20 protein-coding genes are annotated in these 14,949 nt (G+C 66.1%); 5 read left to right on the top strand and 15 right to left on the bottom strand.

What is annotated here, in order from left to right; genetic code table 11:
* Positions 1-27: 27 nt before the first annotated feature.
* Complete coding sequence (locus M529_RS39920) at positions 28-303, top strand: HU family DNA-binding protein (RefSeq protein ID WP_021318849.1); 276 nt, start codon at positions 28-30, stop codon at positions 301-303.
* Positions 304-595: 292 nt separating this feature from the next.
* Here M529_RS39920 and M529_RS39915 read toward each other — a convergent pair whose 3' ends face one another.
* The 5 genes from M529_RS39915 to M529_RS39895 form a co-directional block, all read right to left on the bottom strand.
* Positions 596-1,582 carry a copper resistance protein B gene (locus M529_RS39915; RefSeq protein ID WP_009823975.1) on the bottom strand — a complete coding sequence of 329 codons (987 nt, stop codon included), beginning with the start codon at positions 1,580-1,582 and terminating at the stop codon, positions 596-598.
* On the bottom strand, positions 1,579-3,285 hold the full coding sequence (locus M529_RS39910; RefSeq protein WP_007683343.1) for a copper resistance system multicopper oxidase: 1,707 nt from the start codon (positions 3,283-3,285) through the stop codon (positions 1,579-1,581). Before M529_RS39910 ends, M529_RS39915 begins: the two co-directional genes overlap by 4 nt.
* Positions 3,286-3,310: 25 nt before the next feature.
* Positions 3,311-4,336: an alcohol dehydrogenase AdhP gene (adhP, locus tag M529_RS39905; protein ID WP_007683342.1), complete on the bottom strand. Its 1,026-nt coding sequence runs from the start codon at positions 4,334-4,336 to the stop codon at positions 3,311-3,313.
* A 26-nt stretch (positions 4,337-4,362) separates the two neighbouring features.
* A complete protein-coding gene (locus M529_RS39900; protein WP_007683341.1) occupies positions 4,363-5,883 on the bottom strand; it encodes an aldehyde dehydrogenase family protein in 1,521 nt (506 codons plus the stop codon).
* A gap of 442 nt (positions 5,884-6,325) precedes the next feature.
* On the bottom strand, positions 6,326-6,544 hold the full coding sequence (locus tag M529_RS39895; protein WP_236617702.1) for a hypothetical protein: 219 nt from the start codon (positions 6,542-6,544) through the stop codon (positions 6,326-6,328).
* Between M529_RS39895 and M529_RS39890 the strand changes: the two genes are divergently transcribed.
* Positions 6,545-6,709: a hypothetical protein gene (locus M529_RS39890; RefSeq protein ID WP_236617705.1), complete on the top strand. Its 165-nt coding sequence runs from the start codon at positions 6,545-6,547 to the stop codon at positions 6,707-6,709. It begins immediately after the preceding gene.
* A gap of 351 nt (positions 6,710-7,060) precedes the next feature.
* Here M529_RS39890 and M529_RS39885 read toward each other — a convergent pair whose 3' ends face one another.
* From M529_RS39885 to M529_RS39840, 10 genes are all read right to left on the bottom strand, one after another.
* Positions 7,061-7,351 carry a hypothetical protein gene (locus M529_RS39885; RefSeq protein ID WP_013039105.1) on the bottom strand — a complete coding sequence of 97 codons (291 nt, stop codon included), beginning with the start codon at positions 7,349-7,351 and terminating at the stop codon, positions 7,061-7,063.
* Positions 7,352-7,482: 131 nt separating this feature from the next.
* Positions 7,483-7,923 carry a four-helix bundle copper-binding protein gene (locus M529_RS39880; protein WP_007683338.1) on the bottom strand — a complete coding sequence of 147 codons (441 nt, stop codon included), beginning with the start codon at positions 7,921-7,923 and terminating at the stop codon, positions 7,483-7,485.
* A 14-nt stretch (positions 7,924-7,937) separates the two neighbouring features.
* Positions 7,938-8,381 carry a DUF1622 domain-containing protein gene (locus M529_RS39875; protein ID WP_007683337.1) on the bottom strand — a complete coding sequence of 148 codons (444 nt, stop codon included), beginning with the start codon at positions 8,379-8,381 and terminating at the stop codon, positions 7,938-7,940.
* The gene (locus tag M529_RS39870) at positions 8,368-9,090 is read right to left on the bottom strand and encodes a hypothetical protein (protein ID WP_021318848.1); all 723 of its coding nucleotides are present in this window, start codon (positions 9,088-9,090) and stop codon (positions 8,368-8,370) included. Before M529_RS39870 ends, M529_RS39875 begins: the two co-directional genes overlap by 14 nt.
* Positions 9,087-9,815: a hypothetical protein gene (locus tag M529_RS39865; RefSeq protein WP_007406424.1), complete on the bottom strand. Its 729-nt coding sequence runs from the start codon at positions 9,813-9,815 to the stop codon at positions 9,087-9,089. Before M529_RS39865 ends, M529_RS39870 begins: the two co-directional genes overlap by 4 nt.
* Positions 9,815-11,725: a 2Fe-2S iron-sulfur cluster-binding protein gene (locus tag M529_RS39860; protein ID WP_013039106.1), complete on the bottom strand. Its 1,911-nt coding sequence runs from the start codon at positions 11,723-11,725 to the stop codon at positions 9,815-9,817. The genes M529_RS39865 and M529_RS39860 overlap by 1 nt, the downstream gene beginning before the upstream one ends.
* Before the next feature lie 23 nt (positions 11,726-11,748).
* Entirely contained in the window at positions 11,749-12,069 is a 321-nt protein-coding gene (locus M529_RS39855; RefSeq protein WP_007406382.1) for a hypothetical protein, read from the bottom strand.
* A 59-nt stretch (positions 12,070-12,128) separates the two neighbouring features.
* Entirely contained in the window at positions 12,129-12,350 is a 222-nt protein-coding gene (locus M529_RS39850; protein WP_007406426.1) for a hypothetical protein, read from the bottom strand.
* Positions 12,347-12,826: a heavy metal-responsive transcriptional regulator gene (locus M529_RS39845; protein WP_007406417.1), complete on the bottom strand. Its 480-nt coding sequence runs from the start codon at positions 12,824-12,826 to the stop codon at positions 12,347-12,349. Before M529_RS39845 ends, M529_RS39850 begins: the two co-directional genes overlap by 4 nt.
* A 140-nt stretch (positions 12,827-12,966) precedes the next feature.
* Positions 12,967-13,305 (bottom strand): hypothetical protein, encoded by a 339-nt coding sequence (locus tag M529_RS39840; protein ID WP_007406371.1) that lies wholly within the window; start codon positions 13,303-13,305, stop codon positions 12,967-12,969.
* 261 nt (positions 13,306-13,566) lie between these two features.
* Here M529_RS39840 and M529_RS39835 point away from each other — a divergent pair, with 261 nt between their 5' ends.
* The 3 genes from M529_RS39835 to M529_RS39825 form a co-directional block, all read left to right on the top strand.
* Complete coding sequence (locus M529_RS39835; RefSeq protein ID WP_007406428.1) at positions 13,567-13,929, top strand: hypothetical protein; 363 nt, start codon at positions 13,567-13,569, stop codon at positions 13,927-13,929.
* Positions 13,930-14,006: 77 nt separating this feature from the next.
* The gene (locus tag M529_RS39830) at positions 14,007-14,264 is read left to right on the top strand and encodes a hypothetical protein (protein WP_007683334.1); all 258 of its coding nucleotides are present in this window, start codon (positions 14,007-14,009) and stop codon (positions 14,262-14,264) included.
* A 63-nt stretch (positions 14,265-14,327) separates the two neighbouring features.
* Positions 14,328-14,949: TolC family protein (locus M529_RS39825; RefSeq protein WP_021318847.1), on the top strand; the 622-nt coding region annotated here is incomplete at its 3' end.

Raw genomic sequence — 14,949 nt, 5'->3', positions numbered from 1 at the left:
TTTCCACTCAGCAAAAAGGAACAAGACATGGCTAATCCCGATCTCGTGGCGAGGCTCGCCGACGAGCATGGCATCACCAAGGCCGACGCTCGCAAATTCATCGACACCCTCCTCGGCGCCGTCGTCGAAGCCGCATCGCAGGGTGAAGACGTGTCGTTGCACGGGTTCGGCAAGTTCAAGGTGAAGGACACGCCCGAACGCGAAGGCCGCAATCCCGCGACCGGCGAGACCATCACGATCAAGGCCGCCCGAAAACTCACTTTCGCGCCTGCGAAAGCGGTGAAAGACAAGCTGGCCCTCTGACAGGCGCCAATGCGCGGGTTTATAGCCGGGACCTGCGAATTTTGCACTTGCACAAACCTGCTCGCAAGCGCAGCATCATGGTGCCTTTCAGGCATCCTCTCCCAAAACTATGGCCGGCCGTTGCGCCGGCCTTTTTGCGTAGCCGGGACGGCTCGCGTTACGCGAACCCTGGAAGGAAAGCTGGCGCTGACGCCCCTCAAGCTTGCCTACCGTGAATCTGTGTCCAAATAATGCACAGGGGCCTTGTCACGCGGCGCGTTCGCGGTCGATCCCTCGAGTGGCCATCCGCGGATCACCACCAGGCGCGCAAGCCGATCACCAGCCTGTGTTCGGAAGGCCCTTCCCTGCGCAGGCGACGGAAATCGGCCGTGCCGTCAAATGCGCGCTCCCAGACGAAGCCGATATAGGGCGCGAACTTGCGCGACACCTCGTAGCGCAACCGTCCGCTCAGCTCGACATTGCTGAAGCCGCTGCCGAGCTGCCGATCGCTCGACCGCTTCGAATAGATATTGGTTTCCACCTGCGGCGTAAGGATCAACCGATTGGTGAACAGGACCTCATAGGAGGCCTTGGCGCGCGCCGCGAGACGCCCATCGGTTCCTACATAGCCGGTGAGCTGGACGTCGAACCAATAGGGCGCCAGTCCCTCGACGCCGGCGGCGAGCCAGGTGGTCGCACCCTTGCCGAGATCCTGCCTGACCCCGAGCAGCGTGCCCCAGAACGGGTTCTTGCTGTGCCACCACAGCGCCTCGACGCTGCTCTCCGGATCGAGACGTTGGTCGCGGGAGTTCTTGAGCCCCTGGCTGCGCAGCCAGAGCTTGTCATTGTCCTGACCCTTGGTGACGAGCACGGTCCAGCCCACGCCCTGACCCTCGTTGCCGCTGGTGAACTCGAGCTCATCCACAAGTATCTTGGGGATCGAGAGCTTGTCGGCCATCTCATAGCCCGGCAGCGTCGAGTTGCGATAGCCGTCGGCATAATCGTCCGAGTTGCGCGCGTCCGGCGGGGCCTTGCCACCCTGCATCGAGCCCATGTCCATCGTGGCGCCGTTACCGGACGCCTTCGTGTCGGTCATATCCATGCCCGGCATGTCCATGCCCGCATGCTCCTGAGAGCCTTGCGCGGAAGGTGAGTTTGGATCGGGAGTGGCCGTTTGGGCAGGGGTGGCGGCGGGCGACGGGGGCAAGGCATCCTGCGCGAGGGCGGGAGCCGTGATCGCCGGCGCCAGGAAGAGGGCAACGCCAAGAGCAATGCCGCGCGAGGGGATAATCCGGATCATGCGACCACCACCTCCCGGAACATGCCGGCCGCCATGTGATAGAGCAGATGGCAGTGGAAGGCCCATCGGCCCATGGCGTCGGCGGTGACGCGGAAGCTCACCCGCTGGGCGGGCTGGACCACGACCGTATGCTTGCGGACCTGGAAGGCGCCGTCCGGGCCTTCGACATCGCTCCACATGCCGTGCAGATGCATCGGATGCGCCATCATCGTGTCGTTGACGAAGGTGACGCGCAGCCGCTCGTTCGGCTTGAAATGCAGCGGCCGGGAATCGTTGAGCTTGATGCCGTCGAGCGACCAGATGAACCGTTCCATATTGCCCGTCAGATGCAGCTCGATGTCGCGCTCGGGCTCGCGCGGGTCGGGATCGCCGCCCGGCGTGCGCAGATCGGCCAGCGTCAGCACGCGCCAGCCGCGCCCGCGCAGCCCGGCGCCGGGATCGTCCAGATTGGTGCGGGGATAGTCGACGCGCATGTCGGTATTGGCGCCATATTCGGTGCGGGCGTGCTGTGCCCTGGCCGGCATCTCGGTCATGCCGTGCCCGGCATGCGCGTCGCCTCCCATTGCGCCCATCGTCGCCATCGCGCCCATCATGTCGACCGGCTCGAGCCAGGTCCGGGCATCGAGCGGCGGCACGGCTGCCGCCATGCCCGGAGCCGGTGCGATCGTGCCGCGGGCATAGCCGCTCCGATCGATCGCCTGCGCGAAGATGGTGCGGGCGCCGCCCTCGGGCATGGTGAACTCGACGTCATAGGTCTCGCCCGGGCCGATCCGGAATTCCTCGACCGTGACCGGCTCGACCGGCTGCCCGTCGGCCGATACGACCGTCAGCTCGACCCCCGGGATCCGCACGTCGAAGAACGTCGCCGTCCCCGCGCCGACGAAGCGCAGGCGCACGCGTTCGCCGGGCGCGGCGATACCGGTCCAGTTGCCGGCGGGCGGCGCGCCGTTCATCAGATAGGTGTAGGTCGCGGCAGAGACATCGCTGTAGTCGGTCGGGTTCATCCGCGAGCTGTTCCACATCCGCCGCCGCTCGAGCGCCTTCCCAAGGCCCATGGCGCCGACATCCTTGAGGAAGTCGCCGGCTGTCGGCTGCGCAAAATTATAGTAGCTGCTCTGCTTCTTGAGATTGAGGAAGATCTGCAGCGGCGGCTCGTCCGACCAGTCGCTGAGCACGATGCAATAGTCGCGATCGGGCGCCCGCGCCGCCGGCGCCTGTTTCGGCTCCACGATGATCGCTCCATAGAGTCCCGTCTGCTCGGCGAGCGTGTGAGCGTGATACCAGTAGGTTCCGCTCTGGCGGACCTCGAAGCGATAGGTGAAGGTCTCGCCCGGCGCGATGCCGGCAAAGCTGATGCCGGGCACGCCGTCCATCTCCGCCGGCACGATGATGCCGTGCCAATGGATGCTCGACATCTCCTTGAGGCCGTTGCGCACACGGAGCGTGACCGTGTCGCCTTCGCGCAGGCGCAGGACCGGCGCGGGCACGCTGCCGTTCACGGCGGTCGCGATACGGCGTTTGCCGGTGAAGTTGACTGGCAGCTCGGCGATCTCGAGGTCGAACTCGGTCCCGCTAAGCTCGGCGGGCGAGACTGGGGCGGATCGCGCGAGAAGCGCCGGGGCGAAGCCGGCAACCGCGCCGCCGATCGCCAGCCCCTGGACGAAACGGCGCCGTGCGATCGGCCGGATATGTAAGGGAGACATGAACTGTACTTTCGCGAAGTCGGGTTCAGGCGAGGTCGAGGACGATCCGGCCCTCGATGTCGCCATGGTGCATGCGGGAGAAGACGTCGTTGATGTTCTCCAGCTTGTCTGCATGGACCGTGGCCTTGACCTTGCCGTCGCCGGCGAACGCCAGTGCCTCGAGCAGATCGAGCCGCGTGCCGACGATCGAGCCTCGCACGGTAATGCCGTTCAGCACGGTGTCGAAGATCGACAGCGGGAAGTCGCCCGGCGGCAGACCATTGAGCGCGACCGTGCCGCCGCGCCGGACCATGCCGAGCGCCTGCTGGAACGCCTTGGGCGAAACGGCGGTGACGAGCGCTCCGTGCGCGCCGCCTATCGCCTTCTTGAGCGCTGCCGAAGGGTCCTCGCTGTGCGCGTTGACCGTCAGTGTGGCGCCAAGGCGTGTAGCGAGGTCGAGCTTGCTATCGTCGATGTCGACCGCGGCCACATTGAGACCCATGGCACGGGCATATTGCACCGCCATGTGGCCGAGCCCGCCGATCCCTGAGACGACCACCCACTCGCCGGGTCGGGCCTCGGTGGCCTTCAATCCCTTGTAGACGGTGACGCCCGCGCAGAGGATCGGCGCAATGTCGAGGAAGTCGACATTGTCGGGAAGGTGACCAACATAGTTGGGATCGGCGAGGACATATTCGGCAAAGCTGCCATTGACCGAATAGCCGGTGTTCTGCTGTTCGTGGCAAAGCGTCTCCCAGCCACCCAGGCAATGCACGCAATGCCCGCAGGCGGTGTAGAGCCAGGGCACGCCGACCCGGTCGCCTTCCTTCACATGGGTGACGCCCGCACCGACGGCGGCGACATGCCCGACGCCTTCATGGCCAGGAATGAAGGGCGGGTTGGGTTTGACCGGCCAGTCCCCTTCTGCCGCGTGCAGGTCGGTATGGCACACGCCGGTTGCCGCAATCTTGACCAGGATCTGCCCGGGGCCGACCGTCGGGATCGGCGCGTCCTCGATGACCAGGGGCTTGCCGAATTCGCGGACGACCGCCGCCTTCATGGTTTTCGCCATGTCCGTTTCTCCTTTTGAGCGAGGGGTCAGAACAGGCCGAGCGCGTGCTCGTCATAGGAGACGAGCAGGTTCTTGGTCTGCTGATAATGGTCGAGCATCATCCGGTGATTTTCACGCCCGAAGCCCGACGCCTTGTATCCGCCGAAGGCGGCATGGGCGGGGTACTGGTGATAGCAGTTGGTCCAGACCCGCCCGGCCTCGATCGCGCGGCCCAGACGGTAGGCGGTGTTGCCGCTCCGGGTCCAGACGCCCGCGCCAAGACCGTAGGCGGTGTCGTTGGCAAGTGCGATCGCCTCCTCGACCGTCTTGAAGGTGGTGACCGCCAGGACGGGACCGAAGATCTCCTCCTGGAAGATGCGCATGTGGTTCTGACCCACGAACACGGTCGGCTGTACGAAATAGCCCTGGTCGAGCGCACCGCCCGGCAGCGCCTTGGCGCCACCGACCAGACACTGCGCGCCCTCGGCCTTGCCGATATCGATATAGCCCAGGATCTTGTGGAGCTGGTCCTCCGACGCCTGCGCGCCGACCTGGACCGAGGGGTCGAGCGGATCGCCCTGGCGGATCGCGGCGACGCGCGCCACGGCGCGCTCGATGAAGCGATCGAAGATCGACTCATGGATCAGCGCGCGCGACGGGCAGGTGCAGACCTCGCCCTTGTTGAACGCGAACAGCGTGAAGCCTTCGAGCGCCTTGTCGAAGAAGGCATCGTCCTCGTCGAGCACGTCCGCCATGAAGATGTTGGGCGACTTGCCGCCAAGCTCCATCGTCTGGGGGATCAGATGGTCGGCGGCCGCATGCATGATCTGCTTGCCGGTGACGGTCTCGCCGGTGAACGAGACCTTGGCGATGCGCGGATTGGCGGCGATCGCCTGGCCGACGGTCCGTCCCGGGCCGGTGACGACATTGAGCACGCCGGGCGGCAGGATGTCGGCGGTGAGCTCGGCGAACATCAGCAAGGTGAGCGGCGTCTGGGATGCGGGCTTGATGACGGTGCAGTTGCCCGCCGCCAGCGCCGGGGCGATCTTCCACGCCGCCATCAGCAGCGGGAAGTTCCACGGGATGATCTGGCCGACGACGCCAAGCGGCTCGCGAAAATGATAGGCGATGGTGTCGGCATCGATCGTCGAGATCCCGCCTTCCTCGGCCCGGATGCAGCCGGCGAAATAGCGGAAATGGTCGATCGCGAGCGGAACGTCGGCAGCGCGCGTCTCGCGGATCGGCTTGCCGTTGTCGATCGTCTCGGCAAGCGCCAGCAACTCCATATTATCCTCGAGCCGGTCGGCGACGCGATTGAGAATCCTGGCGCGGTCGGCGGGCGAGATCCTTGCCCATTGATCCTTGGCGGCGTGCGCCGCATCGAGCGCGCGCTCGACATCTTCCGGCGTCGACAGCGCAAACTCGGCGATCTGGGCGCCATTGATCGGGCTCGTGTCCGCGAAATACTCGCCGCTCGCTGGAGCGCTCCATCGACCACCGATGAAATTATCATAGCGGTGTCGGAAGGACGCCGCAGCATTGATGGTCCCGATCGCCTTCTCGAACATCGCCTGTCTCCATCTTTACCGATGCCTGATGAAGTAGGCCTTCTGATGAGACGGCCTATAAGTAAGTTCCGCAGACAAAAATCAGGCAGAGTTTTTACGAAGCGCCAGGCTGGACACGCAAAAGAAGCCGATGATTTTCTCATCAGCTCATAGATTATCTCGTCGCCTAAGCAGGCAATGGCTCTCGCCATTCAATCGCGGCGCAGAGGTCACTGAAGTTGATCCGGCCATGCTTGGTCGGACCTCTTAATCGTAAGCGCGGACCCGCAGCTCGGTGCCAACTCCTGGAGCTTTACGCATCGCGGGCTCCTCTCTCTCGCGGTGGACGCCTGCTTCTCGTTATGAAATCCTAGAAACTTGGAACACCTCTTGAAGAACAGGCCCGCCGCGGGGGCAGCGGCGGGCCCTCAGCCCCAGGGGTCTGTTCTCGGGGCTGGAAACCTCACATGTCGCTCATCGGCTTGTCGGCCATAGGCGTGGCCGGTTTCTTCTTGGCGGCCGGCTTTGCCTTTTTCATCGGCATCTTGCAGCAACCGCTCTTGGGCTTGCCAGCCTTGCTCGAACCGCTCCCCTGCGACGAGCCACCAGACATTCCGGCCATGCCCGCAGCGCCCTGCTGGCCTTGCGGCTTCTGCATGCCGGCTTGGTGATCCTGCATCATTTGGTCGTGCATCTGCTGCCCTCCATGATCCATCCCCTGCTGATGGGCATGGGCGGTGGATGGCTTCGGCTGCGCAGGGGCGTGCTGGGGCGCGGCGGGTGCCGATTGCGCCAGACCCGCGCCAGCGAAGTTCAGGGTCGCCAGGCAGCCGATCGCGCCGACTAGAAGTTTCGTCTTTCGCATTGTGGTTCTCCGCATGATGAGTCCTTGCCCGATCGCCGTTTGCGACCGCGACCATACCGACCCCTCATGCGGGCTTGGCCCTTTGGTCTGAATACGTAAGTTACGAATCCGCACTGGATCAGGACTGGCAGGCCCGCGATCTTGCGGGCGAAACCATGGTCCAAGGGTCCAGCGGATTCATGACTGCATCGCATTAAAGCTCGTGCAGACCTTTATTCTGAAACGCAATTGGCCCGCCGGGGAAACGGCGGACCAACGTTGCGGCCCGGTCAAACGATACCAACGCCTTGTATGGTGAGGCTTTGATCAACCGACCTCTGATGGGCTTTTGGTTCAGCACCCCCCGCCCGACCGATGCGACATGTCAGAAGCCCCCTCCTGGCTCCCCGATTCCCGCATGGCCATCCGGTGGCCTCGCATCATCTCACCGTGCATCTGGTCCTTGCCGTGCCGCATGCCCTCCATATGGGCCGTGCCGGACTGAGCCGGCGCAGGCTTGGCCTTGAGCGTCTCCTCGAGATCCGGCATGTCCGACGGCATGCCATCGGCGAGAACAGGCCCGGCACCGAGGGCAAGGAGGCCGAGGGCTGCGAGCGAAGTGATAACTACCGTTTTCTTGCGCACTATCGATTCCTTCAAGTCTGGTTTCCGTTCGACCGGCTTCAGATCCGGTCGTTTCTCGCTCCTCCGGGAGCTTGCCCTTGAGATGGTATCGGTCCTGACCCGGCAGTATACGTAATATGCGAAGCGGGTGGTCAGCCGGTCATGTCCGCCATCATTCGGCAGCTCGCCGCGCATTTCTTGCAGGTGGCCGAGCAACGCGCGATCCGCTGGTCCTCGCTATGACGCCCGCATTCCTCGGCGCAGCGCTCGCAAGCATCGGCGCAGGCGCGGCACAGGATGCGGTGCAGAGCCGATTCCCGCAGCATCGAGTTGGCTGTCGCCTGGCACAGTTCCGCACAGTCGTTCAGCATGGCGATCAACGACGCGCTCGCCAGCGCGCTGCTTTGCTTCGTCAGCCAGGCGGCGGTTTCGAGGCACATGCGGTGTGAAGCCAGGCAATCGTCGATGCAGTCCGTCATCGACATCGCCATCCCTTCCATTCGATGCTGCTGCCCCGCCGCCGGCGCAGCCAGCGTTCCGGCGGCGGCAAGGCCGGCGCCCGCCATCAGCAATTCGCGTCTCTCGATCATCATGCACCCTCCATCGGCTATCCCTTGCGCGGTGTGCCGCATCCGGCGGCCTCAGCCGTCGCCGGCGACCCATCCGACGCCGCACGCGCCTTCTCCCGCGCCATCCGGGTTTCCTCCCAGGGCCAGTGACCGTTGATCTCGACCCCGAGCGAGATGCTCAGGAAGGTCCGCACCAGCACAAGCCCGGCCAGCACGATGAGATCGTCGAGCGTCGGGTTGATCACCAGCGACTTGACGATGTCGCCGGCGACCAGAAATTCCAGGCCGAGCAGGATGCTGCGGCCGAGCGCCGAGCGGAACGTGCTATAGGCCTCGGTTCGGTCGCCCGCCCTCGCCCGCCGCGCAAACAGAAAGGTTGCGAGCCCCGCGCCGACCAGGATGGTCAGCGTGCCCGCCAGTTCCAGGCCGATCACGGCGAGCCGGAAGAAGGCGCTCAGCCAGTCGGCCTCAATGGTGATCATACCAGCCTCGCTTGCGGATATTGTTGAAGCTGTCGGTGGCGTGACAGGCATAGCATTGGTCGACGCGCGCCTTCGATCCGGCTGCGCGCTGCGAGACCATGCTGAAATGCTCCATGAAGTGACTGGGCGGCGCCTTATGGCACTCGGCGCACTGCGTCGAATTGACCGATGGATGGCGGTAATTGGCGATCTTCCAGCTGTCGGTCTTGTGGCAGCTCGCGCAGTCGGTGCCGAACAGGCCCTGGTGCGGATCGCGGAACGCATGGCAGCTCGCGCAATTGAGCGCGGTCTCGGGGGTCAGGCTTCGAGTGTTTGTCGACATGCCCGCCAAAGGCTGCCGCCACTTCGCCATGTCGAGCAACGCGGCGTGATCCATGCGGATGATGCCGCGCTCTCCCTCATGTTCGACGTGGCAGGAGGTGCACTGCGTCGCTTTCGCGTGGAACTGCGTCGACTGCTTCGTCCCGAAATTGGTGCCCGCATGGCAGGTGAGACAGGTCCGGGTTTCGACGCCCTTGCCCGGCGTGTGGCAGGCCGTGCATTGGCCGGCAAAGGACTGGTGCGCGCTCGAGAGCGGGCCGGGCGAGACGAGCTGCGCCACCAGGCCGGCATCCCTCGGCGCGTCCGATCGCATCCGGATCGCGACCGCGGCGACCATCACCAGCAGGGCTGCGATGAAGACGGCGTAGGAAAGACGCTGCCAGCTCATAGCCAGCGCAGCCCGTAATAGATCGCCGCGCCGACGTGGAGCGCGAGCAGCGCGAAGATGAGACAGCCCAGCAGGATGTGCAGGAACCGCCACCGCGCGAACAGGGTGTTGGTTGCCTCTTCGGCACGGATCGCGAATTCGGTATCGGCCAGCGCTGCGGCGATCCCCGCCTTGTCCTGGGGGCGCTGGCCCGCGGACGCATCCCCGGCGACGAACAGATAGCGCTTCCAGCCCGACAGCGGCGGGGCTGCGGTATCGGCCTGCGTCGGCGCCGCCGGCTCCTCGAGGAAGGCGGCGCGAAGCGAGGCCAGTTCTGACCTGCGTCCGCGCAGCGCCCGACCAAGCTGGGCAAGCAGGTAGCGGCCGATGAAGCCGGTGATGACCGTCATCAGCAGGAGGACGGTCAGAAGCAGGCCGACCGGGCTTTCGAGCTTGTGCGCGGCGTGGACCAGACCCAGGATCGGCGCCAGCACGCCGGCATAGATGTGGATGGCGAGCAGGGTTGGCTTGCTGACGACCCGGGAGAGCGCCTTGTCGACCCAGGCGATGTGCTTGGCCGCGACATAAGGAAGCGTCAGCAGCATCAGCACGAGCGCTGCGATCCCGATGATCCCGCCGGCCAGGCTACCCGGAAAGCGGGGCGACACATGCACGAGATAGCCGAACGGGAACAGCAGCAGGAACGCGACCAGCAGGCCCACGGCAATGTCGCTGCGTTCGCGCATCAGGCTTCGACCACGAGCGGCGTGCCCGTCCCCTTCGCCTGGCACGCGAGCACATAGCCTTGCGCCTTGTCGGCGGGCGCAAGGCCGGATTCGACCTCCATCGTCACTTCGCCCTGCAGCAGCTTGACCACGCAGGCGCCGCATGTGCCCGCACGGCATGCATAGGGGATCTCGACGCCCGCGCCCTCGGCCGCCTCCAGCACGGTCTCGTCCGCGGGCAAGGCCGCCGACACCCCCGACACGGAGAAGGTCACCGTGCTCGGCGCCACCTCGGCGCTCGGGGCCGGCTTATCCGCTGGCGGGGGCGCGGGCTTGACCTCGAGATCCTCGTGGTCGGCCGGCAGCGAGGCCGGACCGAACGCCTCGGTGTGCAGCTGCGCGTCGGGGACGCCGAGTTCCGCCAGCACGCCGCGCATCGCGCCCATCATCGCCGGCGGGCCGCACATATGGATGCGCCGGCTCGCGATCTCCGGCACCGCGGCCAGGATCATCTCGCGCGTGATCGGCCCTTCGGGGCCCATCCAGACGGTGCCGGGCGCGCGCTGCATCGCGGCGACGACATGGAGGTTGGGAAAACGGCGTTCGAGCCGCTCGAGCTCGTCGCGGAACACGAATTCCTCGGTCGACCGTGCGCCGTAGAAGAAGAAGATATCACCCTTCCACGCGGTGTCGGTGAGATAGCGCAGCACCGACATCATCGGGGTGATGCCGACCCCGCCCGCGATCAGCACGATGCTCTGGGCATCCGTTCCCGTGAAGGTGAAGGCGCCGAACGGTCCGCTGACCTTCAGCAGATCGTCGGCGACGACCTTGTCGTGCAGGTATCGCGAGACCACGCCCTGCTCCTCGCGCTTGACCGTCAGTTCGACATAGGCCCGCTGGGTCGGCGAAGAGGCGATCGTGTAGGAACGGCGCGCGGTCTTGCCCGCTTCGGGCTCTACCTCGACCTGCAGGAACTGGCCCGGCAGGAAGTCGAACGGCAGCCGGTCGGCGGTCGGGTCCGCGAGCCGGAAGGTCAGCACGCTCGGCGTCTCTCGCACGATCTGGACCACGCGCAGCTGCCCCGCCCAGCTTTTGGGCTTGCGCAGCGACGCCCCAGCGGGTGCGGCCGCATTGCTCGGCGCGAGCCCGGCGCTGTCGGCAACGGGTGCAGGCGCGGGCGCAACCCTGGTAGCGGGAGGGGCAGCCTTCGGCTCCGGCTTTGCTGGAACCTTGGCGGTGGCGACACCGCCGGCGATCGCCCCGATCCGCCGCAGGCGGAAGATCTGCAGCGCGATAAGCGTGGCGCTCACCAGCCCCAGGAACAGCATGAGAAGGAGGTGCGAGGGCGAGATGCCGAACCAGTGATCGGCATGGCCGGGCGCGGCCTGGTCGATGTCGAGCTGATCGCGCAGCCAGGCAAGCCCGACCTCCCGGGGCGGCTGCAAGCCCCCGATCGCGCCCTGCGCGGCGGTGCCGGAGCGGAACAGGTCGGTTCCCTCGCGCAGGCGCCGCGCCGCATCGAGCCGGGCCGAGACCGTGGTCGCACGCGCGCCGTCGGCCGAGGCGGCGTTGATCATCGCCAGACCCGTGCTTACCCGTTCGCCGGCCTGCGCAGCGACCCGCTGCCTTGCCGCTTCGTCAAGCGCGGGAAAGGCGAGCAGCTGCGAGATGAAGCCGGTCCGGCGCGATTCGTGGCCGTGCTCATTCTCCCCTTCCCCATTGATCATGCGATCCATCATGGGGTTCATCATCTTCGCCATGTCCGACGACCCCGGCTCTGCCGGTGCGGACATGCCCCCGCCGGCCGGCATGCCTGCGCCATGATGCGCGGCATGATCCTCGCCCTCCTGCGCGCCCGCGCTCGCGGACAGGCTGAGAGCGATTGCGCAGCCGAGGCTCAAGCGTCGAAGGCTGATCCGCCTGGACATCCTCATCCCCTTAGTGTGCGAGCCTACATATCCTTCATCGGCATCGCCGCATTGCCCGGCGCGGGATCGGGTGCCGGCGCGGTCTGGTTGCCGGCCCCGGCGCGCATCGCGTCATGGTCCATCGCCTGACGGTGATGCCGCTCCATCTCGGCCTGGTTGCTCATCGCGTCCATCGGCGCCGCGTCTGCAGCGTTGCCGCTGTCGGTCAGGACCGGGGTGGCGGCGACGCTGTTCGCCGCGGGCGGCACCGTCTGGTCGGCCTGGCGGTCGCAGCCCGAAAGCGCGAGCGCCAGCAACAGGCTTCCGCCGACAAGTGGAAGGGCTTTCTTCGCATGGTCGATCATGGCTTTGCTCCTTGGCTTGAAAACTGTGTCCGGGCGCCATCCCTGGCGTCCGGACCGGCTCATTGCGCGCTGCGCAGAATCCGGAGACACCGGTCGTGCGAGAGGTTCATCGGGTTGCGCCCCTGCCCCTTCATCTCGCCATGATCATGCGGCGTCTGGAGACCCATATTGCCCTCCATCGCCCGGCAACTCTCGACCTGCGCCGAGGTCGGCCGCGTGGTCACACAGGCGCCTAGAAGCAGCGCCGGCGTGAGGACGGCGATCAAACGCATTTTCTTCATGACAAAACCCCTTTCGCTCGTGGTGATCGTTCGTCCTGCGCTGCCTGATGTTTCTTGTTATGCTGCTGGTCTTTCCGCCGCGCCGTCAGGAAGGCGAGGATCGGGCAATCGGAGACCGGCACTTCGCCCGGGCATTCGTCGGCGAGCATCCGCAGCATGTCGCGGATATCCGACAGGCGCTCGAGCCGGGCTTCGGCGTCCGCGATCTTGGCAAGCGTGATATCGAGCACGGCCTGGGCATGCGCGGTGTCCGACGCCCTGAGTGCCAGCAGCTGCCGGGCCTGTTCGAGTGTGAAACCAAGCTCCTGCGCCGAGCGGATGAAATTGACGCGCTCGAGGTCGGTCGCGTCGTAGAGCCTGTAGCCCGCTGCCGTGCGCGCGGGCTCGCGCAGCAGGCCCATCCGCTCATAATAGCGGATCGTATCCCGCCCCACGCCTGCGGCCGCGGCCAGTTCGCCGATCTTGAAATTGCCCATGTCATCCGCTCGATCATGCCGGTTGGACCATGGTCCAGGGTCAAGCGGTTTCGCTTTGACCCCGAACGGTCTCCTCGTCGCCGGCGGCCCGCTGCCCCGACGCGTCGCAGGGCAGCCCGTGCCGCCGGGCCACCGGCTTGTCAGTTCTTGCGAAGCTCGACGATGTCGTGCCTGGCAGGCGTGCCGTCGGCGACGGACACGTGCGCGAAGTGATCGTCAAAGATATGGTCGATCGTCACATGGCCGACGAGCTGGCGGTGATAGGTCGGCGCCACGCCCTTGGACGGACCCGGATGGGTCACGACGCGATAGACCTCGAGCTTCTGGCCGACCTCGGCGCCATCGGCCTTGCCGATGCAGACGACCGTGCCGTTGCTGCCCGTGTCGACGATCGAGCCGCGCATGAACAGGCTGTGCCCGATGCCCTGGGCCATAGCGGGGACGGCAGCAAGCATCGAAATGCCGGCAAGCGCGACCATGAGAGTTTTTCTGACCATATTCACCTCCTTGGATGGTAAGCCACCGCCCGGACTTTGCCGAGGGGAAGAGCGTCTCTTCAGGCTTGGGACTACGGTCCCGGGTCCAGCCTCGATATACGTAGAGGCCGCAGCCGATCTTCTTCCCCGGGCCGGATCTTTATTGACGCGGAGTTGACGGAATCAGCCGTCAGCACTTCAAAATCCGCGCGGCGCGAGACTTTGGTTGGCTGCGCCCGCGAAACCCGCTAGATATCGAGGCCCGTGAAACGCCTGCTCGCCCTCCTGCTCGTCATCGGAGCGCTGTCCGGTCTCTTCGGAGCCCAGATGGCGGCCGCGCACAGCGTGCCGCAGGCGGCAGGCGCGCCGCTGGCCAAGGGCATGGATGCGGACTGCATGGCGATGATGGCCAAGCAGCAGCCTGCGCCCAGCGAAAAGCCCTGCAAGGGCCTGACGCTCGATTGCATCGCCGCGATGGGGTGCGTGATCCCGCTGGTCGCAGCGGACCTGGCAGGCGGCGTTGCGCCTGCGCGTCTCTACGACGCGCCCAGCTTCTGGACGACCGACACGATATTGACCGGCAAGGCGGTTGCGCCCGAGCCGGATCCTCCCACCAGCCTTGCCTGATTGAACGAGCACGGGCTGCGCGCATCGATCGATGCGTGCGCGCCCGGTTTCCTTCTTTTCAGTCAAAGGTTTTCGTGATGATCAAACTGCTTCCGGCCGCCCTTGTGGCGGCCCTCAGTCTCGCCGCGCCTGCGCTTGCAACCGACGCGAGCCGCACGCCGCAAGGCCATTGGGAATGGCGGTCGGCGCCGCAATATGGTCCGCGGGCGACTGGCCCTGCGCGTGTCCGCATATGGGTGCCCGACAGCCGGGACATGGCCAGCTGCGATTGCGCGATGATGCAGGCAAGCGCCGCCGACTGCATGCGCGGCGCAGTCAGGTCGGACAAGGGCTAAACCCGCTCCGGAGCGGCGCGTCACATCTTGGCGCGCCGCCTCTGTCATGAGGGGATGATATCCATGATCATGATGCCGAGGCGCGCTGTGCGACGCCTGTTGCTCTCTATCGGTGCGACGCTTGCGAGCGCCTGGGCCGTGCCGGTGTCGGCCGGCCCGCTCACCTACGAGCAGGCAGTGAGGCTCGCTGCCGCCAACGCGCCAAGCCTCAAGGCGCGCGCGGCGGCGACAGCCGGCGCCCGCTCTTCGGCGGTCGCGGCCGATCGCCTGCCCGATCCGACGCTCGACCTGGGCCTGCAGAACTTCCCGGTGAGCGGCCCCAATGCCGGCAGCTTCACGCGCGACGATTTCACTATGGCGACGATCGGGTTCAGCCAGACCTTCCCCAATCTCGCCAAGCGCCATGCACGCGCCGCGCGCGCCGCGGCCGATATCGGTATCGCCGAGGCGGGCGAGCTGGTCGAAGGCCGCAACGTGCGGCTCGAGACCGCCCTCGCCTGGGTCGATCTCTATTATGGAGAACGCCGGCTCCGGCAGCTCGACCTGCTCGATGCCAGCCTCGACGACCTGCAGAAGACCGTGACCGCACGCCTGGCGTCGGGCAGCGCGCGCCCGAGCCAGGCGCTCGAGCCCGACCAGCTCCGCGCCGCCATCGCCGATCGCCGCGCCGAGATGGCTGCGGTGG

Source organism: Sphingobium ummariense RL-3, assembly GCF_000447205.1.
Classification (GTDB): domain Bacteria; phylum Pseudomonadota; class Alphaproteobacteria; order Sphingomonadales; family Sphingomonadaceae; genus Sphingobium; species Sphingobium ummariense.
This window is presented reverse-complemented; position numbering and strand designations above follow the sequence as displayed.

Excerpts from the sequence above, each read along its gene's own strand:
- M529_RS39870 (WP_021318848.1), bottom strand. The coding sequence starts at position 9,090 with ATGAGCTGGCAGCGTCTTTCCTACGCCGTCTTCATCGCAGCCCTGCTG.
- M529_RS39855 (WP_007406382.1), bottom strand. The coding sequence starts at position 12,069 with ATGATCGACCATGCGAAGAAAGCCCTTCCACTTGTCGGCGGAAGCCTG.
- M529_RS39875 (WP_007683337.1), bottom strand. The coding sequence starts at position 8,381 with ATGATCACCATTGAGGCCGACTGGCTGAGCGCCTTCTTCCGGCTCGCC.
- M529_RS39860 (WP_013039106.1), bottom strand. The coding sequence starts at position 11,725 with ATGTCCAGGCGGATCAGCCTTCGACGCTTGAGCCTCGGCTGCGCAATC.
- M529_RS39915 (WP_009823975.1), bottom strand. The coding sequence starts at position 1,582 with ATGATCCGGATTATCCCCTCGCGCGGCATTGCTCTTGGCGTTGCCCTC.
- M529_RS39850 (WP_007406426.1), bottom strand. The coding sequence starts at position 12,350 with ATGAAGAAAATGCGTTTGATCGCCGTCCTCACGCCGGCGCTGCTTCTA.
- M529_RS39845 (WP_007406417.1), bottom strand. The coding sequence starts at position 12,826 with ATGGGCAATTTCAAGATCGGCGAACTGGCCGCGGCCGCAGGCGTGGGG.
- M529_RS39865 (WP_007406424.1), bottom strand. The coding sequence starts at position 9,815 with ATGCGCGAACGCAGCGACATTGCCGTGGGCCTGCTGGTCGCGTTCCTG.
- M529_RS39920 (WP_021318849.1), top strand. The coding sequence starts at position 28 with ATGGCTAATCCCGATCTCGTGGCGAGGCTCGCCGACGAGCATGGCATC.
- M529_RS39880 (WP_007683338.1), bottom strand. The coding sequence starts at position 7,923 with ATGATGATCGAGAGACGCGAATTGCTGATGGCGGGCGCCGGCCTTGCC.
- adhP (WP_007683342.1), bottom strand. The coding sequence starts at position 4,336 with ATGGCGAAAACCATGAAGGCGGCGGTCGTCCGCGAATTCGGCAAGCCC.
- M529_RS39895 (WP_236617702.1), bottom strand. The coding sequence starts at position 6,544 with ATGATGCAGGATCACCAAGCCGGCATGCAGAAGCCGCAAGGCCAGCAG.
- M529_RS39830 (WP_007683334.1), top strand. The coding sequence starts at position 14,007 with ATGATCAAACTGCTTCCGGCCGCCCTTGTGGCGGCCCTCAGTCTCGCC.
- M529_RS39900 (WP_007683341.1), bottom strand. The coding sequence starts at position 5,883 with ATGTTCGAGAAGGCGATCGGGACCATCAATGCTGCGGCGTCCTTCCGA.
- M529_RS39840 (WP_007406371.1), bottom strand. The coding sequence starts at position 13,305 with ATGGTCGCGCTTGCCGGCATTTCGATGCTTGCTGCCGTCCCCGCTATG.
- M529_RS39910 (WP_007683343.1), bottom strand. The coding sequence starts at position 3,285 with ATGTCTCCCTTACATATCCGGCCGATCGCACGGCGCCGTTTCGTCCAG.